The organism is Caballeronia udeis, assembly GCF_044909315.1.
In the GTDB taxonomy this organism is placed as follows: Bacteria; Pseudomonadota; Gammaproteobacteria; order Burkholderiales; family Burkholderiaceae; genus Caballeronia; species Caballeronia udeis_A.
Genome location: NZ_JBIYEB010000019.1, coordinates 50,718 through 76,869 on the forward strand (window position 1 = coordinate 50,718; position 26,152 = coordinate 76,869).

21 protein-coding genes and 1 riboswitch are annotated in these 26,152 nt (G+C 60.7%); of the genes, 11 read left to right on the forward strand and 10 right to left on the reverse strand.

Going from position 1 to position 26,152, the window contains the following annotated elements:
* The first annotated feature begins 64 nt into the window (after positions 1 to 64).
* A complete protein-coding gene (locus ABH944_RS27160) occupies positions 65 to 859 on the forward strand; it encodes a substrate-binding periplasmic protein (protein WP_404610455.1) in 795 nt (264 codons plus the stop codon).
* A complete protein-coding gene (locus ABH944_RS27165; RefSeq protein ID WP_404610454.1) occupies positions 856 to 3,975 on the forward strand; it encodes a bifunctional diguanylate cyclase/phosphodiesterase in 3,120 nt (1,039 codons plus the stop codon). Before ABH944_RS27160 ends, ABH944_RS27165 begins: the two co-directional genes overlap by 4 nt.
* A gap of 33 nt (positions 3,976 to 4,008) precedes the next feature.
* Here ABH944_RS27165 and ABH944_RS27170 read toward each other — a convergent pair whose 3' ends face one another.
* Positions 4,009 to 4,860: a LysR substrate-binding domain-containing protein gene (locus ABH944_RS27170; RefSeq protein ID WP_404610453.1), complete on the reverse strand. Its 852-nt coding sequence runs from the start codon at positions 4,858 to 4,860 to the stop codon at positions 4,009 to 4,011.
* A gap of 106 nt (positions 4,861 to 4,966) precedes the next feature.
* Here ABH944_RS27170 and ABH944_RS27175 point away from each other — a divergent pair, with 106 nt between their 5' ends.
* Positions 4,967 to 6,184 (forward strand): aspartate aminotransferase type Ic, encoded by a 1,218-nt coding sequence (locus ABH944_RS27175; RefSeq protein WP_404610452.1) that lies wholly within the window; start codon positions 4,967 to 4,969, stop codon positions 6,182 to 6,184.
* Positions 6,185 to 6,226: 42 nt separating this feature from the next.
* Here the strand turns inward: ABH944_RS27175 and ABH944_RS27180 are convergent, their stop codons facing one another.
* Positions 6,227 to 7,513 (reverse strand): MFS transporter, encoded by a 1,287-nt coding sequence (locus ABH944_RS27180; protein WP_404610451.1) that lies wholly within the window; start codon positions 7,511 to 7,513, stop codon positions 6,227 to 6,229.
* Between the two features lie 120 nt (positions 7,514 to 7,633).
* On the opposite strand from ABH944_RS27180, the gene ABH944_RS27185 reads away from it, so the two are divergent.
* Complete coding sequence (locus ABH944_RS27185; RefSeq protein WP_404610450.1) at positions 7,634 to 8,521, forward strand: LysR substrate-binding domain-containing protein; 888 nt, start codon at positions 7,634 to 7,636, stop codon at positions 8,519 to 8,521.
* A gap of 270 nt (positions 8,522 to 8,791) precedes the next feature.
* Here the strand turns inward: ABH944_RS27185 and ABH944_RS27190 are convergent, their stop codons facing one another.
* The 5 genes from ABH944_RS27190 to ABH944_RS27210 all read right to left on the reverse strand — a co-directional run bounded on the left by ABH944_RS27190 (position 8,792) and on the right by ABH944_RS27210 (position 13,309).
* The gene (locus ABH944_RS27190) at positions 8,792 to 9,103 is read right to left on the reverse strand and encodes a hypothetical protein (protein ID WP_404610449.1); all 312 of its coding nucleotides are present in this window, start codon (positions 9,101 to 9,103) and stop codon (positions 8,792 to 8,794) included.
* A 205-nt stretch (positions 9,104 to 9,308) separates the two neighbouring features.
* Positions 9,309 to 9,740, reverse strand: coding sequence for a hypothetical protein (locus tag ABH944_RS27195; RefSeq protein WP_404610448.1), 432 nt, complete (start codon positions 9,738 to 9,740; stop codon positions 9,309 to 9,311).
* Positions 9,741 to 9,864: 124 nt separating this feature from the next.
* Complete coding sequence (locus ABH944_RS27200) at positions 9,865 to 10,026, reverse strand: hypothetical protein (RefSeq protein WP_404610447.1); 162 nt, start codon at positions 10,024 to 10,026, stop codon at positions 9,865 to 9,867.
* A 208-nt stretch (positions 10,027 to 10,234) separates the two neighbouring features.
* A complete protein-coding gene (locus ABH944_RS27205; protein ID WP_404610446.1) occupies positions 10,235 to 11,452 on the reverse strand; it encodes a D-amino acid dehydrogenase in 1,218 nt (405 codons plus the stop codon).
* Positions 11,453 to 11,596: 144 nt separating this feature from the next.
* Positions 11,597 to 11,693, reverse strand: a riboswitch (glycine riboswitch).
* A gap of 422 nt (positions 11,694 to 12,115) precedes the next feature.
* A complete protein-coding gene (locus ABH944_RS27210; RefSeq protein WP_404610445.1) occupies positions 12,116 to 13,309 on the reverse strand; it encodes a mechanosensitive ion channel family protein in 1,194 nt (397 codons plus the stop codon).
* 324 nt (positions 13,310 to 13,633) lie between these two features.
* Here ABH944_RS27210 and ABH944_RS27215 point away from each other — a divergent pair, with 324 nt between their 5' ends.
* The 3 genes from ABH944_RS27215 (at position 13,634) to ABH944_RS27225 (ending at position 17,284) form a co-directional block, all read left to right on the forward strand.
* Positions 13,634 to 14,941, forward strand: coding sequence for a M20/M25/M40 family metallo-hydrolase (locus tag ABH944_RS27215; protein WP_404610444.1), 1,308 nt, complete (start codon positions 13,634 to 13,636; stop codon positions 14,939 to 14,941).
* Between the two features lie 81 nt (positions 14,942 to 15,022).
* Complete coding sequence (locus tag ABH944_RS27220) at positions 15,023 to 16,333, forward strand: MFS transporter (RefSeq protein ID WP_404610443.1); 1,311 nt, start codon at positions 15,023 to 15,025, stop codon at positions 16,331 to 16,333.
* Positions 16,334 to 16,396: 63 nt separating this feature from the next.
* The gene (locus tag ABH944_RS27225; protein WP_404610442.1) at positions 16,397 to 17,284 is read left to right on the forward strand and encodes a LysR family transcriptional regulator; all 888 of its coding nucleotides are present in this window, start codon (positions 16,397 to 16,399) and stop codon (positions 17,282 to 17,284) included.
* 26 nt (positions 17,285 to 17,310) lie between these two features.
* Here ABH944_RS27225 and ABH944_RS27230 read toward each other — a convergent pair whose 3' ends face one another.
* The gene (locus tag ABH944_RS27230) at positions 17,311 to 18,705 is read right to left on the reverse strand and encodes a sensor histidine kinase (RefSeq protein WP_404610441.1); all 1,395 of its coding nucleotides are present in this window, start codon (positions 18,703 to 18,705) and stop codon (positions 17,311 to 17,313) included.
* Positions 18,705 to 19,394 carry a response regulator gene (locus ABH944_RS27235; RefSeq protein WP_404610440.1) on the reverse strand — a complete coding sequence of 230 codons (690 nt, stop codon included), beginning with the start codon at positions 19,392 to 19,394 and terminating at the stop codon, positions 18,705 to 18,707. The genes ABH944_RS27230 and ABH944_RS27235 overlap by 1 nt, the downstream gene beginning before the upstream one ends.
* 146 nt (positions 19,395 to 19,540) lie before the next feature.
* On the opposite strand from ABH944_RS27235, the gene ABH944_RS27240 reads away from it, so the two are divergent.
* The 4 genes from ABH944_RS27240 to ABH944_RS27255 all read left to right on the forward strand — a co-directional run bounded on the left by ABH944_RS27240 (position 19,541) and on the right by ABH944_RS27255 (position 24,712).
* Positions 19,541 to 20,641 carry an ABC transporter substrate-binding protein gene (locus tag ABH944_RS27240; protein ID WP_404610439.1) on the forward strand — a complete coding sequence of 367 codons (1,101 nt, stop codon included), beginning with the start codon at positions 19,541 to 19,543 and terminating at the stop codon, positions 20,639 to 20,641.
* Positions 20,642 to 20,717: 76 nt separating this feature from the next.
* Positions 20,718 to 22,484 (forward strand): ABC transporter permease, encoded by a 1,767-nt coding sequence (locus tag ABH944_RS27245; protein ID WP_404610438.1) that lies wholly within the window; start codon positions 20,718 to 20,720, stop codon positions 22,482 to 22,484.
* Complete coding sequence (locus ABH944_RS27250; protein ID WP_404610437.1) at positions 22,477 to 23,544, forward strand: ABC transporter ATP-binding protein; 1,068 nt, start codon at positions 22,477 to 22,479, stop codon at positions 23,542 to 23,544. Before ABH944_RS27245 ends, ABH944_RS27250 begins: the two co-directional genes overlap by 8 nt.
* Positions 23,545 to 23,644: 100 nt before the next feature.
* Positions 23,645 to 24,712 carry a porin gene (locus ABH944_RS27255; RefSeq protein WP_404610436.1) on the forward strand — a complete coding sequence of 356 codons (1,068 nt, stop codon included), beginning with the start codon at positions 23,645 to 23,647 and terminating at the stop codon, positions 24,710 to 24,712.
* A gap of 69 nt (positions 24,713 to 24,781) precedes the next feature.
* On the opposite strand, the gene ABH944_RS27260 is transcribed toward ABH944_RS27255, so the two are convergent.
* Entirely contained in the window at positions 24,782 to 26,122 is a 1,341-nt protein-coding gene (locus ABH944_RS27260; RefSeq protein WP_404610435.1) for an APC family permease, read from the reverse strand.
* Positions 26,123 to 26,152: the final 30 nt, after the last annotated feature.

Here is a 26,152-nt window from a genome sequence, read left to right on the forward strand (position 1 = left end):
CCCTCGTGACCGGTGTTAATAAAAGAGGGCTGTTTCTAATTACTTCCACCACCATGGCGACGCTGTGATCCGACACACTCTGGGCGGCTTGCTACTGGTGATGTTATGTGCCGGCCGTGCGGTTGCGGCAGGTCCTGATTGCTCACGTCCCTTTACGCTTGCGCTGCATGACCACGGCCTGCTTTATTCCGCCGATACCGACACAGGCATCGACAAGGATTTCGCCGACGAACTGATTCGCCGCAGCGGCTGCCGGATCAGCGTCAGCCTTATGTCGCGTGCGCGCATCTGGCAGTTGATCGAATCCGGCGCGCTCGACTTCAGCTTGTCCGGCATTGCCAACGCCGAGCGCAACCGCTTCGCTTCCTTCGCCTGGTACTTCAGCAACAAATACTATTTGCTGGTGCGCAAGGACGCGGGCATGCGTCAGTTGGCCGATTTCGAGCGCAGCGACAAGTTTCAACTGGGCGTGATCCGCAGCTTCCGCTACAGCGACTCCGCCAACCGCCTGGTAGATACTCTGGCGGCTGAAAATCGCGTCAGCCAGGCGGGCGGTCTGGAGCCGCTGTATGAGGCGCTGATTCACCAGCGTATCCAGGGCATGATCATGGAGCCGTTCGATTACCCCGCGCTGGATGAAAAGAAGATCCGCGATGTCACGACCATCATCGAGTTCAATGATCCAGCCATCCCCCATGGCCTGATCATGTCGAAGAAGGCGCTCTCGCCGGCCGAGCAGGACAAGTGGCGCGCGCTGGTGAACGAGATGCGCGCGGATGGAACCGTGCTGCGTATTTTCGAGAAGTACTTCAAACCCGACCTGGCGGAATCCATGGTCGATTTCCAGGCACCCCCGTGACCTGGGCTCGCCTGGTATTGCTGCCCTTGCTGATCTTGTCCGCCGCCCTCGGCGTCACATGGATCGTCTGGGATCATGAGCGGCAAGCTTCCCACAACGAATTGCTCTCCCAGTTCAATTCTTCACTGGGCGACGTGGTCAGCCGCGTCGAACAGCGCATGTCGACTTACGAGCAGATGCTGCGCGGTGTGCAAGGTCTCTTCGCCGCCACCGGCCACATGGATCGCGACAACTTCCGCGACTACGTCGGCGCGCTCAATCTCGACGCCAACTTTTCCGGCATCCAGACTATCGGGGTCATCGAGTGGGTACCGGCGGCGCGCAGGGACGCGCATATTGCCGCAATGCATCAGTTGGGTTTTACCGGCTATACCATCCAGCCGCGGGGCTTGCGTGAGAACTACGCGCCGATCATCCAGCGCGAACCGTCTGTTGCCAGCAACCGCGCCCCGCTCGGCGTGGATCCCTGGGCCGACCCTGTGCGGCGGCAGGCCATGGAGAAGGCGCGCGATTCCGGCATGGTGGCGGTCTCCGGGAAAGTCCGGCTGGGCGTGGACCATGAGGCGGACGCGAAACCCGCTTTCGTCATGTACCTGCCGATCTACGACCGGGGCCAGCCGCACGACAGCGTTGCCGAACGCCGGGCGCATCTTGCAGGCTGGGTGTACGCGTCGTTTCGCATGCACGACGTCATCGCCAGTCTTTACGGCGACCCGCTGCCCGGCCTCGCGTTGGCTATCTACGACGGCGTGGAACCGTCCGCCGCGACCTTGCTTTACCGTTCTCCTGATGCAGGGGAGCAGCACCGGCCTCCCCTCATTTCAGCCAATGAGTACCTAGTCGTCGCAGGGCACGACTGGACGCTCTCGATGACCACCCTGGACGATTTCAAGGGTCGCTTCGGCCGCAATGCCGAAGCGCTGATCGCCGTCGCCGGCACGGGCCTGAGCCTGCTGCTGGCGCTGCTCGCCTGGTTGATGGTGACCGGCCGCGGCCGCGCGATGCGGCTGGCTTCCAACATGACCCGCGAGCTGCGCGAGAGCGAGGAGAAGTTTCGCGCCATTGCCGACTGCACGGTGAACTGGGAGGTCTGGTGGGGACCGGATGGCAAGCCACGCTGGATCAATCCATCGGTCGAGGAATACACCGGCTACACCGTCGACGAATGCATGGCCATGAAGGACTTCGCCGGCACGCTGATCTATCCGGACGACATGGCCCGCGTCGCCCCTGAGTTCCTGAGGGGGCTCAAGGGGTCTCGTGGCGATGACCTCGAATTCCGCTGCGTCCGCAAGGACGGCTCGCTGGTCTGGCTGTCCGTTTCCTGGATTCCCATCACCGACTCCAAGGGCGTATTCGCGGGCTTCCGGACCAGCGGGCGCGACATCACCGACCGCAAGCAGGTCGAGGCTGAATTGCGTATTGCGGCGGTCGCCTTCGACTCGCTCGAAGCCATGATGGTCACCGACGCCAACAACACCATCCTGCGCGTCAACTCCGCGTTCACCGAGTGCACCGGCTACACCGCTGAGGAAGCCGTGGGCCAGACACCGCGGATGCTCCGCTCGCACCATCATGACGAAGCTTTTTTCAGAGACATGTGGGAAACGATCCATCGCGTGGGCGGCTGGCAGGGCGAGATCTGGGGGCGTCGCAAGAATGGCGAGGTGTATCCGAAATGGCTGACGATCTCGGCGGTGACGGGCGAAGGCGGCGTTGTCAGTCACTATGTGGGCACGCACCACGACATCACCGCACGCAAGATTGCGGAGGAACGCATCAAGGAGCTGGCTTTCTTCGATGCCCTCACGCGTTTGCCCAACCGCACCTTGCTGCTTGACCGCCTGACGCAGGCCATTACCGTCAGCGCGCGAAGCGGGGCGTGCGGTGCATTGCTGTTCATCGACCTGGATCACTTCAAGACGCTCAACGACACCCTGGGTCACGACAAGGGCGACCTGCTGCTGCAACAAGTGGCGCAGCGTCTGGCCGCCAGCGTACGCGACGGCGATACCGTGGCGCGGGTAGGCGGCGACGAATTCGTGGTGGTGCTCGGAAGCCTCCATGAAACCTGGCTGGAAGCGGCGGCCCAGACCGAAGCGATGGGCGAAATGATCCTCAGTGTTCTCGGCGAGTCGTATCAGCTTGAGGACGTCGATTACCGCAGCACGGCCAGCATTGGCGCCACGGTGTTCAGGGGCTATCAGACATCCATGGACGAACTGCTGAAGCAGGCCGACCTTGCCATGTACAAGTCGAAAGACCTGGGGCGCAACGCACTGTCTTTCTTCGACCCGGCCATGCAGACCGTGGTAGTGGAACGGGCAGCGCTTGAAGCAGGTTTGCGAAAGGCGATAGAGGGTAATCAGTTCCTGGTGCATTACCAGGCGCAGGTGCTCGACGGCAACCGGGTTATCGGGGCCGAAGCGCTCGTGCGTTGGCAGCATCCAGAGCGCGGCATCGTGCCGCCCGCCGACTTCATTCACCTCGCGGAAGAGACCGGGATGATCCTGGCGCTGGGCAACTGGGTGCTGGAAACCGCGTGTGTTCAACTGGCGTTGTGGGCCATGCGTCCGGACATGTCCCACCTGACGATCGCGGTCAATGTCAGCGTGCAGCAGTTCCGCGAGCCCGATTTCGTGGCCAAGGTGTTGAACGTGATCCGTCGAACGGGCGCTAACCCGAACCGGCTCAAGCTGGAACTGACCGAGAGCGTGCTGGTGGACAACGTGCAGGACATCATTGCAAAAATGTACGCGCTGAAGGCGCGCGGCGTGGTCTTTTCGCTGGACGATTTCGGTATCGGCTATTCATCGCTTTCGTACCTGAAGCGGCTGCCTTTGGATCAGTTGAAGATCGATCAGTCATTCGTGCGCGACGTGCTGATCGATCCAAACGATGCGGCCATTGCGAGGACGATCGTGGCACTGGCGCAGAGCCTTGGTTTGGGCGTGATTGCCGAAGGCGTGGAGACAGAAGAGCAACGCGACTTCCTGGCTGACGCAGGTTGTCATGCCTACCAGGGTTTCTATTTTTGCCGGCCATTGCCTGTTGAAGGTTTTGAAGAGTTTGCGTGCAAGGGTCGAATGAAGCCGGAAGCGGCCAGTGCACAATAGCTCGACCGTCTGACCACATTAGTCCGCACGGGCTCAGAGTCGCAGCTCCGTGAGGATCTGTTCCGCCAGAAAATCACAGGGCGGCCGGTTCGATCCCGCGCTGCGCGCGAGCACGATCTCCAGGTCCGGCAACGCCGGCAAGCCGTCGGCGCTGCCAAGCTGGACGAACCGTTCCGGGATGCTGCACCGTGACAGCGGCGCGATTGCGAGCCCTGCTTCCACCATGCTGAAAAGACCCAGCAGGCTGGGGCTCTCGTAAGACGTGCGATAGCTGATCTTCGCCCGTTCGAGTGCGTGGATCGCCTTGGACCGCGCGACGCTGCCCGGCGCGAAGACCGCAATGGGCAGTGGACGTTCCTTCCAGACTTCGTTGCCGACAGCGTAACCGGCCCAGACCATGGGTTCCAGGCGGATAAAGTCGCCGCTCAATCCCTTCATTCGCGTCATGCAGGCGAGATCGATCTTGCCTTCCTTGATAAGCGGCGCCAGTGCGTTGCTCGGCATGCCGATGACCTGGATCTCGACCTTCGGGTAAGTCGCAGAAAATTTTCTCAGCACGGAGGGCAGGAGAGACGACGCGTAGTCGTCCGGTACCCCGATCGCCACCCGCCCCCTGACGTCCGGACGAACAATCGAGGCCCAGGCTTCGTCGCGCAGGGCAAGCAAACGCCGCGCGTAGGCGAGCAGCACATGGCCGTCCTGGGTCAGCGTGATGTTGCGCGGCTTGCGCGAAAACAAGGGCTTCCCTAAAGACACCTCTAGCGACTTGATCTGCATGCTCACGGCGGATTGCGAGCGGTGCACGAGAGCGGCGCCGCGCAGGAAGCTGCCTGTGTCGGCGACGGCGACAAACATGGAGAGCGCATCGAGATCGAAGGTTTTCATCGGTATCAGAAAAGCTGAACGAAGTCTTCAATATAACTCGCTTTTCTGAATCCTGACGGCCTTGCATACTGGGCGTCTCTCAACGCGAATGGCCGGAAAAGAAACGATGTCGATGACTTACGATGACTTCAGGAAGCTCGGACTCGCAATCGATATGACTCGCGGGAAGCCGTCCTCAGAACAACTCGACCTGTGCTCGAACGCACTGGCCAACGCGCTGAAGGCGGGCGAATTCACGTCGCGCGATGGCATTGATTGCCGTAATTATGGTCATGCCCTGGGTCTGCCCGAGGCACGTGAGCTCGGTGCCGATCTGCTTGGGGTTGCCGCGGAACAGGTGGTGGCGGCGGGCAATTCCAGCCTTGAGCTGATGCATGACGCCATCGCTTTTGCCATCCTGCATGGCATGGCTGACGGCACGCCGTGGCGCAACGCGGGCGACGTCGCATTCCTTTGCCCCGTGCCGGGATACGACCGCCATTTCTCGATCTGCGCGGCGCTTGGTGTGCGCATGATCCCGGTGCCGCTGACTGGCAGTGGTCCCGATATGGATTTTGTCGAAGCGCAGGTTGCTGCCGATCCGGCCATCAAGGGCATGTGGTGCGTGCCGCTGTACAGCAATCCAACAGGAGAGATCTACTCGCCCGATACCATCCGCCGTCTCGCGTCCATGGAAACCGCCGCCTCCGACTTTCGTCTCTTCTGGGATGATGCCTACCGGTTCCATCACCTGACTGAGCAGAAGCACACCACGCTGAACATGATCGATGCTTGCGCGCAAGCGGGTCATCCGGACCGGGCGCTGATGTTCGCGTCGCTGTCCAAGATCACGATAGCGGGGGCCGCGTTGGCGTTCGTTGCATCGTCGCGGCGTAACGTCGACTGGTGGCAGCGTTGCTCGTTTATCAGGACCATCGGGCCGGACAAGCTCAATCAACTCCGCCACGTCCGGGTGCTGCGCGACAGGCAGACATTGGAAGACTTGATGGAGCGGCACCGTGCGCTGTTGCGACCCAAGTTCGACGCCATGACAACGACCTTCAGCGAGATCCTTGCCGATCTGCCGGGGGTGTCGTGGACCGTACCGCAAGGGGGTTATTTCATCAGCCTCTATACGCCCGACGGCCTTGCCAAACGCACGGTCGCGCTGGCCGCCGAAGCGGGCATTGCAATGACGCCGGCGGGCGCTGCGTTCCCTCATGGTCTTGATCCGCGCGACCGGCATCTGCGCGTCGCGCCGACCTTTCCTGCGCTCGATGAAGTGAAGCGCGCCGCGCAAGGTATTGCCTTGTCATTGCGCCGCGCGTTCGAGGAGCGGGGTTGAGCTTTTAAGTTCTGTGGGGGAGCGGTCTCGTCTGATATGCGGCTAGCGCAAATTGGCGAGACCGCTTCTGCAAACCGGCGTAGCACGCCGCGTGTTCGGTATAAGGAAAGTCAGACCGACAAGCAGTACGGAGGCCACCGATGCCAACCCGTACACCGGCTGAAACGAACCGAATACCGTTTTGCACAATCCGCCCACCACGTTTCCCAACCCGCCGCCCACGCCGAACGCCGCCTCGCAGATTCCGCACACCATTGCCGCGAGAGCCGGCGCGCTTGTCTTGCCGACATATGCGTGCAGAAGGCCGAAGATCGGGAAGAACGAAAAACCTATCGCGATCGCTGCCACCATCAGTGCGTAAGCGCCGGGACGCATTGCTGCGATCACGGAGGCGCACAGAAGCAGTGTGCTGGCGCTGACCAAAGCCGTACGCATGCCGTCTCTTTGCGTGCGTCCGTTTTTATCAGGACTACCATTCATATCGGCGATCACGCCCAATACCAGTCCGCTCACCACACCGACCAGCCCTATGAGCGCCCATGCGTGTGCGGTGACGTCGAGGCCCAGATGCAGGTCGTCGTGCGCATAAGCCGAGAAGTAGGTGATGAACGGCACGCCGGAAAAACCGCATGACAACGCAATGGCGTACACGAGCAGGAATCGCCGGCCAAGCGTCTGCCGGAGCCCCGGTCGCTCGCGGGAGTACGTAGCCTCGTGCGTTGATAGAGTAGGCGACTGCGTTTTCGACATACGCGGAAGGCGTGCGAACACAAGCGCGATCACGGCGCTCAACACAAGGGTCAGCAGAGCGGTTACGAGCCATACCGAGCGCCAGCCCCACGACGCCAGCAACGCGGGCACCATCAAGCCGTTCAGCAAGACGCCGTAGTTCGTGCCGCTGCCAATGACCCCGATGGCTTTCGCCTGATGGCGCTGGTCGATCAACGGTGCGATCAGCGCCATCATGGGCACCCAGGTCGCAGCGGCGCACGCGTTGAGTGTCACGAGAGCGGTGCTCACCATCCATGTGTGATTGGCGAACGCGAGACTCGCGAGGTCGATGGCCGACAGCGCGGTTGCCGCGAGTACCACCCTGGCTGCGCCCAAACGCGCGGCGACGAAGCCGGACAACAACGCCATGGCGACATTGGCCAGTTGCCGTGCAGCCGTGATGTATCCGGCTTGCGCATAGTTGAAGCCGATGTCCTGTTTCATCTGCGGCAGGACAACGGGAAACAGGTAGACGCCGAACCCGTAGGTCGCGGCGATCACGGCGGTCAGCAGCAGCGTGACGGCCAGTTGGCTGGGAACGCGAGGTGAAACATCCATGGCAGGCTACCGGAAGAAGTCGTTAGATTTATTCTCGGCCGCCTTGCGTTATGACGGAAATGATTTAATTTACTATCATTGATTAAGCTTCATCATCATTGATTTGGACCAGTTGCGACCATGAACCTCGATCTTGCACTTCTGCGCGCGTTTGTTGCTGTCACGGAAGCCGGTGGTTTTACCCGGGCGGCGCGACGGCTGAACCTGACTCAGTCCGCGATCAGTCACCAGATACGGCGGCTTGAAGAGGAGGTGGGCCGGCCGCTTTTATATCGGACCACGCGCAGTCTGACCCTGACTGAGGACGGCGAGGATTTCCTGCGCTACGCCATGCAAATCCTCAATGCAATGGACGCGGTCACCCAGCGTTTTCAATCGTCCCCGGCTTCCGGCGTGGTGCGTTTTGGAGCGCCGGATATTTTCATGGGAGAAAGGTTACCCGTTCTGCTGACGCAATTTTCGCGCGCATTTCCGAATGTGCGGCTGGACGTGAGCGTGGGCATGAGTCTCGACTCGCAGGCAATGGTCGCCGCGCACGAACTGGATCTTGCCGTGGTGCTCTGCGAGTGCGGGGAAGCGGATCGGGGTGCTGAGGGCATTGTGTTGCGGCGAACGCGGTTTGTCTGGGCGGCGGCCGAATCGTTCGACGCGCGTGCAGGAGCGCCGTTGCCGCTCGCGTTCTTTCCGGCGCCGTGTGTGAACCGACGCGTGGCGCTGGAGGCGCTTGATGGCCTGCCGGTCGACTGGCACGTTGCGTTTACATCGTCGAGCCAGTCGGGTATCCGCGCCGCCGTGCTGGCGGGGCTCGCGATCACGCCGCTGACACGCGACGACCTGGAGCCGGGGATTGTGGTTGTCGATGGGCAGTACGGTTTGCCACCCCTGCCGGAAGCGGAATTCAGGCTGCTATGGGGCAAGGGTGAGCCCACGCTGGCGGCGCAGGAGTTCGGCCGTCTTGTGCTCGACGCGCCGGTCGAGCGTCCGCTGCGGGCGAGTGCTACGCGGTGAGTTTCGCTCGCTCTATCACATAGGCCGCACGAACTATTACGTGCTACAAAAGACAGGCGAAGGCCCGGCCGAACTACGCCGGGCCGCGCAGGGTGTTGATGACGGTACGCAGTGCGCAAGAGTGGGCACGCCGATGTGGGAAGCATGCCGCACGACCATATCGCTAGCGATGCGGCATAAGCCCGGCCACGCCGCCACTGACGAAGGAAGGCCCGCAAGATACGGGCCGATGCTTCACTCGCTTGGCGGGACGCTGTGCGAATTGTTGACCTAATCAGGTAACTTGCCGACTGCTGACACACGCGCAATAGGAGCGTTCGTCGCCGTTATCATCGCCTTCAATTCTGGATAGGACAGCGCCAGTGCGTTAAGAATGCCGACACCGATCCGCCGCGCAAATTCATCGTCTAGCAAATATCCATGTTCTCCTTTCGCAGCGGTCTCATCGAAAAAAACCGGAAACTTCGGCGCGTGCGCAACGATCTTTTCGACCTCCGCTCTGGTCACTTGATACACAGGGATTGATTCATCGTCAGGCGAAAAATCAACAATTACACAACGTGATAGATCAGCCGCATTCATTAATAACCCCTACATTGTTGGTATCGATCAAAGGCGTTTTGCTTGCATAGTGCTGTACCGCGTGCGCCGCCTATTTGCCGGTCCCAGAGCGTTACAGAAATCAATCGTCCTTTCGTACTCCGCGAAACAACCTGCTTCTCGCGCCTCGCTGACGCCGCGCGCCGCTATTGAAAATACATCATCGCCGGCCGCGCTCTTCCCGTACTCAAACGGCGCGGCATCGCTTAACGGCGTGCTCCGCGCGAAGCTCGGTCACGTCGCCAAGGTTTGGAACGCCTTCGTCCTCCGCCGCGTCATTGAACGATGGAAGCGACGACGCAACAGCGGAAACGACCGCTCCGACAGACGACGCAAACACCGCCAACCCGCCACTTGCAGCCCGTGCGGCACGGTTTCGCGCGCCCGCTTCGGCCATTGTTTCGATATGACGGAATGGTTTTAGCGCGCTCGCTGCTCGCGCGGCGCGCTCATCAATCGCCTGGTTATACGCTTTAAAATCGTCCCGGTGCGCTTTCGACCGGGCCGCGTAGCTGCTGGCGCGTTCGGCAATGTCCTTTTCATACGCCGCGTCATCGTAGTGGCGCATTGGAACGAAGCCACTATGCGCAATGTAAGCGGGTTCGGCTCGAAGAATCACGACCGACCCGTCGAGCACGCAGCGACATAAGCACGTCACGACTTCACGCGGATTATCTGCCCACATTCCCGATAGATGCCACGGAATCGATTCTTTGATGAATGTTCGAATCCGGGTCACGACTTCAGGTTGAGACGCCCAATGTCTTTTCGTTCCGATCCGCAAACAGTTTCGCCCCTGCCGCGAGTGCATCAAGCTCGGTTTCGTAGCGCTCACGGGGCGACAAATCAGTCGGACCACACAGCATGTATCGGTAACGTTCGTAGTTGAACAGTTCCACGCGCATCCCGTTTGCCTCCTGATTTTTTAACGGCAAACGCGAAACCTAACGCACTTTTCCGCGCGTCCATCTCAACAAAGAGACGAGCGCGCGGACGGTATCGTTCAAGGCTTTTGGGTCAGGGACTTTGCAACAACGCGCGGATCACATCGACGCGCCAGAAGACAGGCCGAACGGAAAAGCGAATGCCGGGCGCGAGCGAAAAACCACCGCCCTACATGCGCTCCGCAATGCTATGCGCCGTCGCCGCCGACAGCGTCCATCCCAAGTGTCCATGCCCCGTGTTGTAGAACACGCCTCGACGCTTGCCGCTCCCGACCTTCGGCAACATGCTTGGCAGCATCGGCCGCAAGCCGGCCCACGGAATCACGCGCGATGTTGCAACATCCGGAAAATAGCGGTGCGTCCAGTCGACAAGCGGTGCGATCCGGTCCGAGCGAATATCGCGATTAAAGCCGTTGATTTCAGCCGTACCCGCTACGCGAAAGCGGTCGGCACCAAGCCGGCTCGTGACAATCTTCGCGCTGTCGTCGAGCAGACTGACCCGCGGCGCACCCTCGCGACTCGCGGCGTCATCCAGGCACACGGTGATCGAATAACCCTTCACCGGATAGATATTCACGTGATCGCCGAGCATTGACGCTATCTGGCGGCTCGCCACGCCCGCGCACACCACGATGCGGTCGAAGCCATGTTGTTGCTCGTCACCCGCGCTGCCGCCGTGCAGCACCCGCATGGCGAACGGCCCGTCGCCGCGTTGCTCGATATCCGCAATCTGCGTGTCGTAATGAAAGCGCACGCCGCGCCGCTCGCAGGCTTCGGCCAGACCGCGCGTGAACTTGTGGATGTCGCCGGTCGAGTCGGACGGCGTGAAAAATCCACCGTGGAAATCGCCTTGCAGCGTGGGTTCGATCGCGCGCATCTCGTCGCTTGTCACCGCGCGCCGGTCAAGGCCGCCCGACTGCAAAAGCTGGTTCACTTTCGCGGCGGTATCGAAGTCCTTTTTCTGCTGGTACATATGCAGGATGCCGCGCTGCTCGAGGTCGAAGTCAATGCCCTCGCGCTCGGCAATCCCGAACAGATGCTCGCGGGCGGCAATGGCGAGGCGCACTGTCTCGACGGTATTGGCCCGGTAGTTAGGGATCTGGCGCAGGAACTCGCCCATCCACGAATACTTGTGCCAGGTGGGCGCCGGGTTCAGCAGCAGCGGTGCGTCGCGTGTGAACATCCACCGCAAGCCCTTGAGCACGGTGGCCATGCTGTTCCAGACCTCGGCGTTGCTGGCGGAAAGCTGGCCGCCGTTGGCGAACGATGTTTCCATTGCCGCATATCGATGACGCTCGAAAACGGTGACGTCGTGGCCGCGTTCAGCGAGGGCGTAAGCGGTCGTGACGCCGGTGATACCGGCGCCAATGATGGCGATTCGTGACATGACAAGGTCCAGATGAAAGTTGGGCATCGCCGGGATTCCCGGCGTCTATGCCCCATCTGTCCGTTTACCTGAGAGTTTCAGTCGTGGCGTTGCACGCACGACATCCCCGTCGGTGGGCGCATTAAAGCGCCGCTCTCCAGATGTTCCTGCTACGCGGTCCTTGGGCCTGAGAGTTTCCGGGGCGGTTGCTCCGTCGGCGCTGTCACCATGTTGCCGTGACAGTCTCTCCCGCGCTAGCGATTAGAACCCCGCCAAGATACCGCCTAAAAATAAGATAGGCAAGGGGGCTGTAGGTTTGGATTGACTAAGGGCAGGGCGCTTGCGGCAAATCGACGGGGCCATTTGAGAGGGCCGCAAGCCGGCCTCGTTTTTTTCCTGTCGCGAAGTAATCAGGATACTTAATGATTTTTCGCGAATTGTCCTCACCAAAGCCGCCATCGGCGACGCCCGATTTCTTAATCTTTCATTTAATACAATTATTTCTTTTAGCTTTCATTTCAATATAAAATGCGCTTCCCTTTACAGATTTGGAGGCCGGCATGAACCCTTTTGCGAAGGCAGCAGCCACTCTGGCGGCCTGCATTGGCGCCTTTACAGTTGTTGTGTGCATTGTCGAGGGATTGACAGGGTAACCGGGCCGCGACTGCGTTTACCCCAACGCCGCTAGCGCATTTGCCAGACGCGCAATTCGAACAGCGGCAAGATGCCATAGACGTGGTCGAACATATCCGACTGGATCTGTTCGTACAATTCCCAGCTTGTTTCGTTCACGAACAGGAACACTTCCAGCGGCAGACCCTGGCTGGTGGATTGCAACTGGCGAACCACCAGCGGCATGTCGCTTCGGATACCCGGATAGTGACGAAAGTACTCCACCAGATACAGGCGAAACATGCCGAGATTAGTCAGGCGTTGCGCGTCGTCGGGCAGGGTGAACGGAACCCGAAAGGCGGTGCTTGCCCTTAGTTTGGCAAGCAGTTCATCGTCGCAAAACCGGATGCTCTCAATGTCCAGATGAATGGCATGCTTGACCCGCCGGCCGCCGGATTCGATCATGCCGCGCCAGTTCTTGACGCTGTTGGTCAGCAACACATAGCTCGGCAGCATGACAATGGAGTTGTCGAAATTCTGCACCTTGATCGTGTTCAGCGCGATGTCGACGACCGTGCCGTCCGCCACGAATCCAGGTACCTCGATCCAGTCGCCCACGCGCAGCATGTCGTAAGCGGCCAGTTGAATGCTGGCGACAAACCCAAGCAGCGAGTCCCGGAAGATGATGATCAGCAGCGCGGTCATCGCGCTTACACCAGTGAGAAAATTGGCCGGTGATCGATGCAGCAGCAGTGACACTGCGGCAATCAGCGCAAGCACGTACAGGACAATAGCGGCTATCTGAAGAAAGCTTTTGATCGGTCGCTGGCTTGCAAAATGAAAATGACTATAGCGATCCTCAATGCTGCTCAGGAACGCGAATGCGGCGCGCAGGACAGTCACCACCATGAAGCATGCCGACAACGTCTCTACCGGACGACCCAGCATGGAAATGACCGGAAACGTGACTCCGGTTAGCAGAGGCGCTGAAATATAGATGATGGCAGCGGGCACCAGCGGCGCCAGCCGATGAAACACCTTGCGGTGCTCCGCGGCACGCAGCCACTTGCGTCGCTCGCCGCGTGCAAGGTAGCCAACGATTCTCAGCAGGATGAAGCGGGTGATGTAGTAGCAGAGCGTGCTGGCCAACGCGATCGCCAGGAACAACGCAATGACGAGAAGAACCGCCACGGGAAGGCTGTCGGTGTGGACATAGAAATGACGTCCATCCGGTCCAATCACTACGCGGAACATGTCATTGAACATAGATCCTCTCAGTGCCGGTCAGCCTGTTTTTCTGAAGATGATCCGGGCGTGCGCGGTACCGGTATTCCCCGATCCGACTAAGCGGCCTCGCTAAACCTTGCTGCAGTGCGGGCCAATGAACCAGCCAAAAGCATTGTAACGGCCTCCTGATCTTTCCGGCGAGGCTATCGCTCGCTTATCCACACGTCACGCCGCTTAAGTTTTACTTATACCCAACCCATTTTGGCTGATTGGACCGGGCTAATTCGGCTACCGACCATCTAGTCAATGCCAGCCGTTTCACATCAGGTGAAACACGCGCATTCAACTAGTTGGAGACCAGACATGCTAGCCGATGAGGCAATTGCGGGCGATGCTGAAATCGCTCACACGCGCAGTGCGCATGGCGCAGCCGTCGCACAATCCAGTCATGAGATCGTTGCTCTCGCGCGCACCCTGGTGGCTGTTCCCAGCGCCTATCCGCCGGGCAACACTCACGCCATGGCAGACACGATCGAGGCGATGTTCGAAGGTTTCGACGTCAGCGTCGAACGCTACGGCACCCTCCCGCATGTGATGAATCTCGTGGTCCGCGTCCACGGCGCCACCCCGGGCCGACGACTCGTTTTCAACGGGCACCTCGACACGTTCCCCCTTGTCAGCGCGAAGCAATGGTCTGCTGATTTCAACGGCGAGGAGCGCGACGGAAAGTTATTTGGGCTAGGGGTGTCCGACATGAAGGGCGGTCTCGCGGCCATCATCTTCGCATTGCGCCATCTTGCCGGACTACGTGATGCATTTGCAGGCGAGGTGGTTGCGACGTTTGCCGGCGACGAAGAAAGCATGGGCACCGAGGGCAGCGGGTATCTGCTCGATCATGTCCCGCATGCAGCCGGCGACGCGATGATCAGCGCCGACACCGGGTCGCCCCATGTGCTGCGATTCGGCGAAAAGGGAATGATCTGGCTGCGCCTCGATGCAACCGGCAAGTCGGCTCACGCGGCACACGTCCACAAGGGCGACAGCGCGATCGAAAAATTGCTGGATGCCATTCAGGAGCTCAAGAGCGTACGCGACTATCCGGTTGCCGCCGCACCCGAAGTGCTCGCCGCGATCGAGCGTTCAGCCGCTGTGTCCGAGGCAATCTCGGGCTTGGGTGAAAGCGATGTTCTTCGCCGTCCCACCATTACATTCGGCACGATCAGCGGCGGCCGGTTATCGAATCTGATTGCGGATCACGCGAGCGCAACGGCCGATATCCGGCTTCCCGTCGGCGTATCGGTGGCTCAAATGACAGCCAGGATAAACGCGATCGTCGCTCGTCATCCTGGGGTTTCGCTGGAGATTGTCCGCGAATACGAACCGAGCTGGACCGATCCCGACCACGAGGTCATTCGAACACTCAAACGCAATTGTGCAGCGAAGCTTGGCACCGAACCGGTCGTCAACATGCGCGTGGGTGCGTCCGATGCGCGGTTGTATCGCCGGCACGGCATACCGACGGTCGTATGCGGCTTGACCTCCTACAACATGGGCGCGGCAGATGAATACGTGCATGTCGATGAACTGCGCGCGCTAGGCGAAATCTTCGCGCTCACCGCATTTGATTACCTGAATGCGCCGGCCGGCGCTGAAGCGCGGCTGACCCCCTGAAAGATCGTCAGTGCGTCCGCTGTCACGTGGCCCGCTCATGCCTCACGCCTAACGACTCACGCATCGGAAAAGGAAACGCCCATGTTCACCGATAACGTTCTAACCCCCGCGCAGCGCAGTAAGTTCCGGCGCATCCTGGCGTCGGCGCTGGTCGGCAATATGCTCGAGTTCTACGACCTGTTTGTGTATGGTTTTCTGGCGGTGGTTATTGCCAAAGCCTTCTTTCCGACCGGCGACGCCTATACGTCGATGCTGGCCGCCGCCGCGACCTTCGGCGTCAGCTATTTCATCCGGCCTCTGGGGGCGATGGTGCTGGGTGCCTATAGCGACAAGCGCGGTCGCAAGGCGGGCATGATGCTCACGATCTGGCTCATGGGTGCCGGTACCCTGGTGATCGCGTGCGCGCCGACCTATGCCATGTTCGGGGTTGCCGGTACGTTGATCCTGGTCCTGGGCAAGATCTTGCAGGGCTTCTCGGCGGGCGGTGAATTCGGGTCGACGGTATCCTTCGTGACCGAACATGCGCCCGCGCGCATGAAGGGCTATTTCGCCAGCTATCAGGTGGTCGGGATTGGTCTTGCGACCGGTCTGGCAAGCCTCGTGGGACTCGGCACGAACAAGCTGATGACGCCCGACACCTTGTTGTCGTGGGGTTGGCGCATACCGTTCCTGATCGGGCTTGCGATCGTGCCGTTTGGTTACTGGATCCGCCGCCGCGTTGATGAAACCCCTGAATTCAAAGCGGCCAGCCACGAACGCAACCCGATCAGGAACACCTTTGCAACCGCGAAGATGCGCATCACGGCGGCGGTCGGTTTGTACTCGCTGGCGGCATCGACAAATTATCTGCTCGGTGTGTTCATCCCCCTATATGCACAGAAAGTGCTGGGTATGAGCGCGGCGGACTCCATGTGGGGCGCCATCGGATATTCGGTTGCGCAGATCGTCTTGCCGCCGGTCTTCGGTGCTCTTTCGGACCGCGTCGGCCGCCTTCCGCTGATCGCGACAGGCACTTCGCTGACGGCCATCCTGACTATCCCCGCGTTCCACCTGATGGTCGCGTCGCCGACGGTTACGACGTACGTGTTCTGCGTCACCGGATTGACCGCGTGCGTGATGGTGTTCCAAGGCGCGATGCCCGCGTTCGTGGCCGAACTCTTTCCTCACGACACCCGCACGACCAGCATCGCGATCGTTCACAACCTGACCTTTGCGGTGTTCGGCGGATTGTCGCTGATGATCTGCACGTGGATCGCCAACGCGACCGGCAGCAAGTTCATTCCCGCTTATTACGTCATGGTCACGGCGGTGCTTGCGCTGTTGTGTATCCTTTACTTTCGCAAGCGGGTGGACCCCGTCGCGGCGAGCGCGAGCGTGTTGACCAACGCATGAGCAGACGGCCGGCCGCTCGCCCGGGTCTGCTGCGAAATTGAATCCAACCGGACTCCCCATTCGATGCGGCTCAGGCATATAGAGGTAGTGAACGCTATCCGCGTCACAGGAACGCTTAAAGCGGCTGCCGCACTGCTGTCTCTCACGCAGCCGGCAATCACGCAAATCCTGCAAAGCGCGGAGCGCCAGTTAGGTTATCCGCTCTTCGACCGGGTTCGCGGCAAGCTGATACCGACCCGGGAGGCGCAGTTGCTGTTCCCCGAGATACTGCGGCTCGACGAACAGCTTCAGGCCGTTCAGCGGCTCGCGCAGAATCTGCGCGGCGGCACCGGCGATTCGTCCATACGCATTCTCGCCGCGCCCGCACTGGCCCAGACCGTGGTGGCAGATGCCGCGCTGGCGTTTCGAGCGAAGCATCCGGGCGTGAAGGTGTCGATTCGTTCAGATTACTCGGCGACCTCCGTTGCCAGCATCGCGCTTATGGAGGCGGACGTTGGCATCCTGTATCACAGCGTGTCCCACCCTGCCATCAGGGAGATCGAACTGGCTTCCAGCCGGCTTGTTTGCGTGGGGCATCCCTCCATGCTGCCGGACACGCCGTCCATTGAACTCGGTGCGCTGGAGGGCCGCGAGATTGCCGGGCCGGATCCTGCGGACCCGCTGGGAAGGCTGCTCGCCAAGCGTCTGGAGGAGCTCTCGGTGACCTTCGATGTCGCCGTCACCGCGCAGTCCTATCACTCGCTGGTTGCGTTGGCGGCGCGCTCGAAGCTGATCACCATAGTCGATGAAGTCGCGGCGCTCTCGGCTCGCGCGCAAGGGCTTCGCGTGGTGCCGCTGTCACCGGTTATCGCCATTCCGGTTGTAGCCAGCGTCGCGATCAATGGCGAAAGATCGGCGCTCGTCGAGCAATTCGTCGAGACATGCCGGGAGACCCTGCGTTCGCTGAAGTGATATTCCCGAAGTCAATGATGCTTGTTTCAAGGCACATTCGATGCAAACCGGACGCTGACCACCAGCCCGCCGCCGGGCGCGTCGCCAAGCCTGATCTGCGCATGATGTACCCGGGCGATCTCGCGCACGATCGCGAGTCCGAGTCCGCTGCCTTCCACGTATTGTTCCGTCTGGCTCCGGTAGAAACGCTCGAACACTGCATCGCGCTCATGCGGCGCAATGCCCGGACCATTGTCGATAACCTGCAGCAACGGGTCTTCTTCCACTCGTGCTACGCGGACGGTGATGATGGAACCGTCGCCGGCGTAACGGACTGCGTTGTCGATAAGATTTCCGCACAACTCCGCCAGCAATTCCCGGTTCCCCATGACTTCGACATCCGCTTCATGCTCGAAACCGAGATCGATATTGCGGGCCCGTGCCACGGGCGACCAGTCGAGCGTCGCACTGCGCGCGAGCTTGTCGAGACGCAGCGGCGCGAGCATGCCGATCTCGCTGCTGTCGTTGTCGAGGCGGGACAGCGACAGCAGTTGCTGCACGCCTTTCGCTGCCTGTCTGACGGCGCCGTTCAGGCGTGTCAGATGCAAACGCGCGGGCTCATTCAAGGTTTCGCGCAAGGCGAGTTCCGACTCGGCCTGGATGATGGCGAGTGGTGTCTTCAACTGATGCGCGGCGTCGGTGAAAAAGCGCCGCCGCGATTCCTGCATGCGCCGCAATCGTCCGATGTACTGGTTGATCGACTCCACCAGCGGCTCCACTTCGTTCGGCAGGCCCGCTTTATCGAGCGGTGCGGGGTCGTCTTCCGTGCGTGCAGCGACCTTGGCCGAGAGCAGGTGCAGCGGCCTCAGTCCGCGTCCCACGCCGAGCCAGACGATTGCCAGCGCCAGCACGACGAGCAGGCACTCCTGCAGCAGCGATCCTATCAGGATCTGGCGAGCAAGCGCCTGGCGCGGCTCGATTGTTTCGCCGACCATGATCCACACCACGCGCGTCTGGGCGCCCGGTACGTCGTGGACCGGCAGGCGCAGCACGCTCATGCGCAACTCTTCACCGCGAACGCTGGCGTCGTAGAAACTCGTTTGATAAGACTCGGGTGCGGCGCGTGGCGACGGCATCGGCAAGTCCGGATAGCCGGTCACCGCACGACCGCCTTCCTCGCGGATCAGGTAATAGATCTTGCCCCCCGCGTTCGATTCGAACATTTCCAGCGCGAGATACGGCAGGTCTACTTCCACGGTGCCATTGACCAGGCGCGTGCCTTCGCGAATCGACTTCAGCGAGTATTCGAGCGAGCGGTCGAACGCGACGTGCGCGGCGCTCATCGCGCGCTGATAGGTCAGCCACGCATCGAGCGCGAGCAGGGCGAGCAGCGGCAGCAGCAGCCAGAACGCGACTTGCCGCCGGAGATTGGGCTTCTTCATCAGACGCCGGCCGCAGCAGGTTCCTGTTTCGCTTCCAGCAGGTACCCCAGTCCGCGCAGCGTAACAATGGCAACGCTGCTGTGTTCAAGTTTCTTCCTCAGCCGGTATACGTAGATCTCGATTGCATCCGGATTCACGGATTCATCAATACCGAAGATCTTCTCCGACAGCGTTTCCTTGTTGATCGCCCGGCCGTTGCGCAGGATCAGCACTTCGAGCACCGCGCGCTCGCGCGGCGTCAGTGCGAGCTGCTCTCCGTCAAGACGAAAGCTGTGGTCGACGCTGTCGTATTCGAGCGGCCCGCACGCGGTTTTCGTCTGCTCATGACCGTGGCTGCGCCGGATCAGCGCGCGGGCCCGCGCTTCGAGTTCGCTCAGTTCGAACGGCTTGGCGAGGTAGTCGTCGGCACCGAGATCCAGACCCTTCACCCGATCCTCCACCGACCCGTGCGCGGTCAGGATCATCACCGGCACCGCGTTACGGCGTTGCCGCAGGCGTCGCAACACTTCGAGCCCGTCGAGCTTGGGCAAGCCGAGATCAAGGATAACGAGCGCGTAGTCCTGCGTGCGCAAAACGTGGTCGGCGGCCTCGCCGTCGTGCATGCAATCGACAGTGAACCGGGCCTGCGCGAGCGCGTCGGTCAGCGACTTGGCGAGGGTGGGATTGTCTTCGACGAAGAGTACGCGCATGAGGGGAATCAGGGAAATCCATGAGGCCGAAACAGGGGTTATCGGCGATTTTCGACAAGAAATGAAAGCAGGCTGAAAGTACCCGTAACTTACTATGCGCCAACTCGAACATGACAAACATACAACAAATATTTTTGGAGGAAGACATGAAGAAGTTGAATCACACGTTGCGCCTGCCGGCGGCCCTGGCGTTATTTTTTGCGTTGCAGGCGGCGTATGCGCAGGTACCCGAGGGTTATCCCGGGAGCTATCAGCCGGTGATCGACGGCGCGAAGAAGGAAGGCAAGCTGCTGATTTATTCGGTCACGGATACGGCACTCGTGCGGCCGCTGATCAAGGACTTCGAGTCCATGTACGGCATCAAGGTCGAATACAACGACATGAACAGCACGGAGCTGTACAACCGCTTCATCAGCGAGAACGCCGCGAACAGCACGAGTGCGGACGTGCTGTGGAGTTCGGCCATGGACCTGCAGGTCAAGCTTGTGAACGACGGTTTGATGGCAAGCTACGAGTCCCCTGAAGCCTCGCACGTGCCGCAATGGGCGCAGTACCAGAAGCAGGCCTACGGCACGACCTACGAGCCGCTGGCGATCGTCTACAACAAGCGCCTACTGCCCGCCAACGAAGTGCCGCAGACGCGCGCCGAGCTGATCAAGCTGCTCACCACGCACGCCGATAAATTCAGGGGCAAGGTCACCACGTACGACATCGAGAAGTCGGGTGTCGGCTTCAACTACCTGACGCAGGATGTCCGCGTGAATCCCCAGGTCACGTGGCAACTGGTCGAAGCCATGGGCGCGCTGAATCCGAAGTTGCAGTCCAGCACGGGCGCGATGATGGAACGTATCTCGTCCGGCGAAAACCTGATCGGCTACAACATTCTGGGTTCGTACGCGTTTGCGAAGGCGAAGAAGGATCCGTCCATCGGCTATGTCTATCCGAAGGATTACACGCAAGTGGTGAGCCGCCTCGTGACGATTTCGAAGAAGGCGAAGAACCCCGACGCGGCCAAGCTGTGGGTGGACTACCTGTTGTCCAAACGCGGCCAGACGCTGCTGGCGAACCAGGCCAACCTGTTCTCCATTCGTGCCGACGTGGATGGCGAAACTTCCATGGCAGGGCTCACCAAGCAACTGGGCGACTCCCTCAAGCCGATCCCGATCGGCGCAGGGTTGCTGGTTTATCTCGATCAGTCCAAGCGCCTCGAATTCCTGAAGCAGTGGCAGCAGGCCATCAAGCGCTAATCCCTTCGTCGGCTTAAGCCGGCGGATCCCCCCGACAACTTCTCGCATGCGCCACACAAGGCGCAGGGAAACACGCATGCTGACTCAAAGCTCGAACGATGCGCCGGGCGTCCTCGCGACGAACGGCGCCGGCAAAGTGCCGACCCTGCCCGACGGCGGATGGCGCGGCCTCGGCGCGACCTTCCGCTGGATCGTGATAGCGGTACTGACCGTGGCGGTGCTGTTGCCGCTGTCGTTTATCGTGATCCAGAGTTTCCTGAACGCACCGTTCTTCGATGCCAACCGGACCTTCGGCATTGCGGGTTACCGGTTTATTTTCGAAGATCCCGACTTCTGGTCGGCGCTGAAGAACTCGTTCATCATCGCCGGCGGGATGCTGTTCATCTCGATCCCGCTCGGCGGCATCCTCGCGTTCCTGATGGTGCGTACCGACTTGCCCGGACGCCGCTGGCTTGAACCGCTGCTGCTCACGCCCGTCTTCGTTTCGCCGATGGTGCTCGCGTTCGGCTACGTGGTCGCGGCCGGACCGGTCGGTTTCTATTCCGTTTGGTTCAAGCAGTTGACCGGCCTCGAGAACGCGCCATGGTCAATCTATTCGATCTTCGCAATCACGATCATTGTCGGTCTCACGCATGTCCCGCACGTGTATCTGTATTCGTCCGCGGCGCTTCGCAACCTGGGCTCTGATGTAGAAGAAGCCGCTCGCGTGGCCGGTGCACGGCCGTTTCGCGTCGCACTCGATGTCAGCCTGCCAATGACCATGCCTGCGTTGTTATTCGCCGGCGTGCTGGTGTTTTTCCTGGGTTTCGAAGTGTTCGGCCTGCCGCTGGTTCTCGGCGATCCTGAAGGGCACCTCGTACTCGCAACGTACCTCTACAAGCTCACCAACAAGCTCGGTGTGCCGTCGTATCACCTGATGGCGGCGGTCGCCATGTGCATTGTCGCGATCACTTTCCCGCTCGTGCTGTTGCAACGGCGCTTGCTCAAGAGCGCGAGCAAGTTCGTCACGGTCAAGGGCAAGGCGGGACGTCAGACCGTGCTGCCCCTGGGCGCATGGCGCTGGATTGCGTTGGGTATCGTCGTGCTGTGGCTGTTCCTCACGGTGTTCGTGCCGCTGTCGGGCATCGTGCTGCGTTCGTTCGTCACCAACTGGGGTGAGGGTGTTGCACTCTCGGAAGTGCTGACGCTCGCCAACTTCACCGAACTCTTCGAGCAGGACAACCTCGTCCGCGCGATTCTCAACACGCTCGGCATTGGCGTGATTGGCGGCGCGGTTGCGGTGGGTTTCTATTCGCTCGTTGCATTCGCGGGGCATCGGCGCAACGACTGGGGTGCGAAGCTGCTCGACTATCTCGTGCTGCTGCCGCGCGCCGTGCCGGGGCTGCTCGCCGGTCTCGCGTTCCTGTGGATCTTCCTCTTCGTGCCCGGCATCAAGGAGCTGAAGAACTCCATGTGGAGCATCTGGATTGCGTACACGGTCGTATGGCTCGCGTATGGCATGCGCCTGATTCAAAGCGCGTTGCTGCAGGTCGGACCTGAACTTGAAGAGGCCGGACGCAGTGTCGGTGCAACGCGTTCACGCGTGAGTCTCGACGTTACGCTGCCGCTCGTACGCTTCGGTTTGCTTGCCGCGTGGCTGCTGATCTTCATGATCTTCGAGCGCGAGTATTCGACGGCTGTTTATCTGCTGTCTCCCGGCACTGAAGTGATTGGCGCGTTGCTCGTGTCGCTGTGGGCGACGGGCGCGGTCGACCAGGTAGCGGCGCTTTCTGTCATCAACATTGCGATGGTCGGCGCCGGGCTCGGCGTGGCATTGCGCTTCGGAGTGAAACTTCATGGATAAGCTGATCGTCGACAACCTGTTCCTGAGCTACGGCGCGAATCCGATCCTGAAGGGCGTGTCGTTCGAGCTGAACGCGGGCGAGGTGGTGTGTTTGCTCGGTGCATCGGGCAGCGGCAAGACCACGTTGCTGCGTGCCGTGGCGGGCCTTGAACAACCATCGGAAGGGCGCATTGCGCTCGACAAACAAGTCTTCTTCGACGGCGCCGCCCGGATCGATTGCCCGGTCGAACAGCGTTCGCTTGGACTGGTGTTCCAGTCGTATGCGCTGTGGCCGCATCGCACGGTTGCGGACAACGTGGGGTACGGGCTGAAACTGCGCAAGGTGTCGGCAGCGGAGAGAAAACGCCGCGTGCAAAGCGCGCTCGATCAGCTCGGCCTCGGTCATCTCGCTGAACGTTTTCCGTATCAGCTATCCGGTGGTCAGCAGCAACGCGTGGCGATTGCACGCGCGCTCGTCTACAACCCGCCGGTCATCCTGCTGGATGAACCGCTCTCCAACCTCGACGCCAAGTTGCGCGAAGAAGCACGTGCGTGGCTGCGGGAACTGATTGTGTCGCTGGGACTGTCGGCTCTTTGCGTGACGCACGACCAGACCGAAGCAATGGCGATGTCCGACCGCATCCTGCTGTTGCGCAACGGACGCATTGAACAGGAAGGCACGCCTGCCGAACTCTACGGTTCGCCGCGCTCGCTTTATACGGCGGAGTTCATGGGCAGCAACAATCGCATCGATGCAAAAGTGGCATCGGTCAGCGGTTCGCATGTGGTGCTCGCCGGTGATGGTTTCCAGTTGCATGCGCATGCTCGCGATACCTTGCAGGCCGGCCAGAACGCGCAGGCGGTGATCCGTCTCGAGCGTGTGCAGGTAGCGGACGGGCCCGGTCAAAACCGTTTGCAGGCAAATCTTGTCACGTCGATGTATCTGGGCGACCGCTGGGAATACCTCTTCCATTGCGGCGAATTGCGCTTCCGCGCATTCGGCCATACGCCGCGGAACCCGGGCAAGCACTGGGTCGAATTCCCGGCCAACGATTGCTGGGCGTTCGCACAGGCGAGCTAACCGTCCATCACCAGGAACGCATGACACTCGCGCGGTTTTCACGGCCGCGCGAGACCCCGTGCGTGCATCACAAACCATAACCACAACACGGAGAAGACAGATGAAACGCAGCAGTATTGGAGCAGCATCCCTGGCGGCATTCGCGCTGAGCGGTGCGGCGCACGCGCAGTCGAGCGTGACGCTTTACGGCATTGTCGACGCGGGCATCGAGTATGTGAATCACGCGAGTAACGACGGCGGGGTGGCACGCCTGGTATCGGGCGGCAAAAACACGTCGCGATTCGGCTTCAAGGGATCGGAAGAACTCGGTGGCGGACTGAAGGCCATATTCCAGTTGGAGAGCGGTATCAACATTGCGAACGGTCAGCTCGATGACGGTCCCAACGCTTTGTTCGACCGCCGTGCAACCGTGGGCCTGAAGAGTAAAAAGTGGGGGCAAGTGATCCTTGGCCGTACCTTCACCACCACCTACGACTACACGCTGCCGTTCGACCCCATGGGTTACGCGCCCAACTATTCGTGGGCGACGAGCGCAACCGCAACCGGCGGGCGCAAGGACGGTCTGTTCTCGCGCTCGGCGAACGCCGTGCGTTACGACGGTGAATACAGCGGCGTGAAGTTCGGTGCAATGTACGGTTTTGGCAACGTACCGGGCAGCGTGAAGTCAAGTTCGAGATATGACTTCGGGCTTGGCTACGAGCGTGGTGCGTTTGCTGCGGTCGCAACGTTCGATCGCCAGAATGGCGCCGGCGATAGCGTGACGCCTGCGGATTCCACGAACTACATCCAGGGCATCCATGCGGGCGCGAGCTATGACTTTGGCGCGGCGAAGGTGATGGCGGGTTATCGGAATTATCGGCGGGCGTTTAACACGGCCGCTGCCGCGCTGCGCAGCGATACCTACTGGCTGGGCGGCTCGTATGAATTCACCCCGGCTTTCTCGTTGATTGGCGCGGTGTATCACCAGGACATCAAGGACGCGAGCGACGCAGACCCGACGTTGTTCTCGGTGCGGGGCAACTATTCGTTGTCCAAGCGCACGACGCTTTATGTGTCAGGCGGTTATGCGATGGCGAAGCACGATCAGAAGGTCAGCCTGTCGCGTGATCTGGTCGGCGCCGCCGATACGCAGGCGGGCGTGACGGCAGGGATCCAGCATCGTTTTTGATGCATGGAGCCGTTTAAGGTCAGCCGCAGCACGTACTGGCATGTGCTGCGGCGAACATCGACTCCCGCTTTAAACCGCCACTTCCGGCGGCGGCTGACGGAACAAACGCGTGATCCAGCACAGGTACACCAGCCCGATCACGAACCAGATGGCGCCTAACACAAGCGCGGTCTTCTCAAGACTCGCCAGCAGCCAGACATCCGCGACCGCACCAATCAGCGGAAACAGCAGTCCGCCGATCACGCCAATCTTCTTGTCGCCATGATTGCCTGAGAAATAAATCCTGATCACGCAAAGATTGACCGCGGTGAAGGCGAGGAAAGCGCCGAAGTTGATGAACGACGTTGATGTAGCCACGTCCAGCTTCAGTGCGATCAAACCCACAATGCCCGCAATCGCGATGTTGATCGCCGGCGTCTTGAACTTCGGATGGATGAAGCCAAACACGCGCTTGGGCAGGATTTCATCGCGGCCCATGGCATACAGCAGACGCCCGACGCTGGCTTGTGCCGAGATGCCCGATGCAAACTGCGCGAGGATCAGGCCAGCCAAAAAGACCGTCACGAAGATATCGCCGCCAATCATCTTGGCGACTTCGAACGCGGCCGAATCGGTGTCCTTGAATTCCACGCCCGGGTGCGCAAGCTGCATCGTGTAAGCGGCCACGACAAAAATCGCTCCGCCTATCAACGCGATCCACAGGATGGCGCGCGGCATGTTCTTCTTCGGGTCGATGGTCTCTTCGGTGAGCGTGGAGACCGCATCGAAGCCAAGGTACGAATACGCGGCAATGGCGGCGCCGGCCATGGTCGAGGCGAACGGCACGTGTCCTTTGAAGAACGGTTCCGCCAACGCGATACCGCCGGGACCTGCCGCAGCCGATGCGTAGTGCCAGCACAACGCGACAAACAAACCGACAATCGCCAGTTGCACGACCATCAACACAATGTTGAAGCGCGCGGCCAGTTCAATCCCCACGATATTCAGCGCGCTCGTCAGCACGATGAACGCGACGATCCAGATCCAGGTGGGCACGGTCGGGAATGCGGCGTTCAGATAAGCCGCGCCGATCAGCCAGATCACCATGGGCAGGAAGAAATAGTCGAGCAGCGTCGCCCAGCCGACCAGGAAACCCAGGTGTGCACTGAAGGTCTTGCGTGTATAGGTATAAGCGGAGCCGGCCACCGGGTAGAGCCTGGCAAGCTTGCCGTAGCTCAGCGCCGTGAAGGCGATAGCAACGAGGGCCAGCAAATAAGCGAGGGCTGCGGTGTCATCGCTTGCCTTGGCGAGCACGCCATAGGTGCCATATACGATCAGCGGCGCCATGTAAGCGAGGCCGAACAGCAATACGGACGGCAAGCCGAGTGTGCGTTTCAGATGCGACTGCGTGGCTACGGATGAGTCTTGCATGATGTCTCCGGGACTTTCGACAGGCGTGGG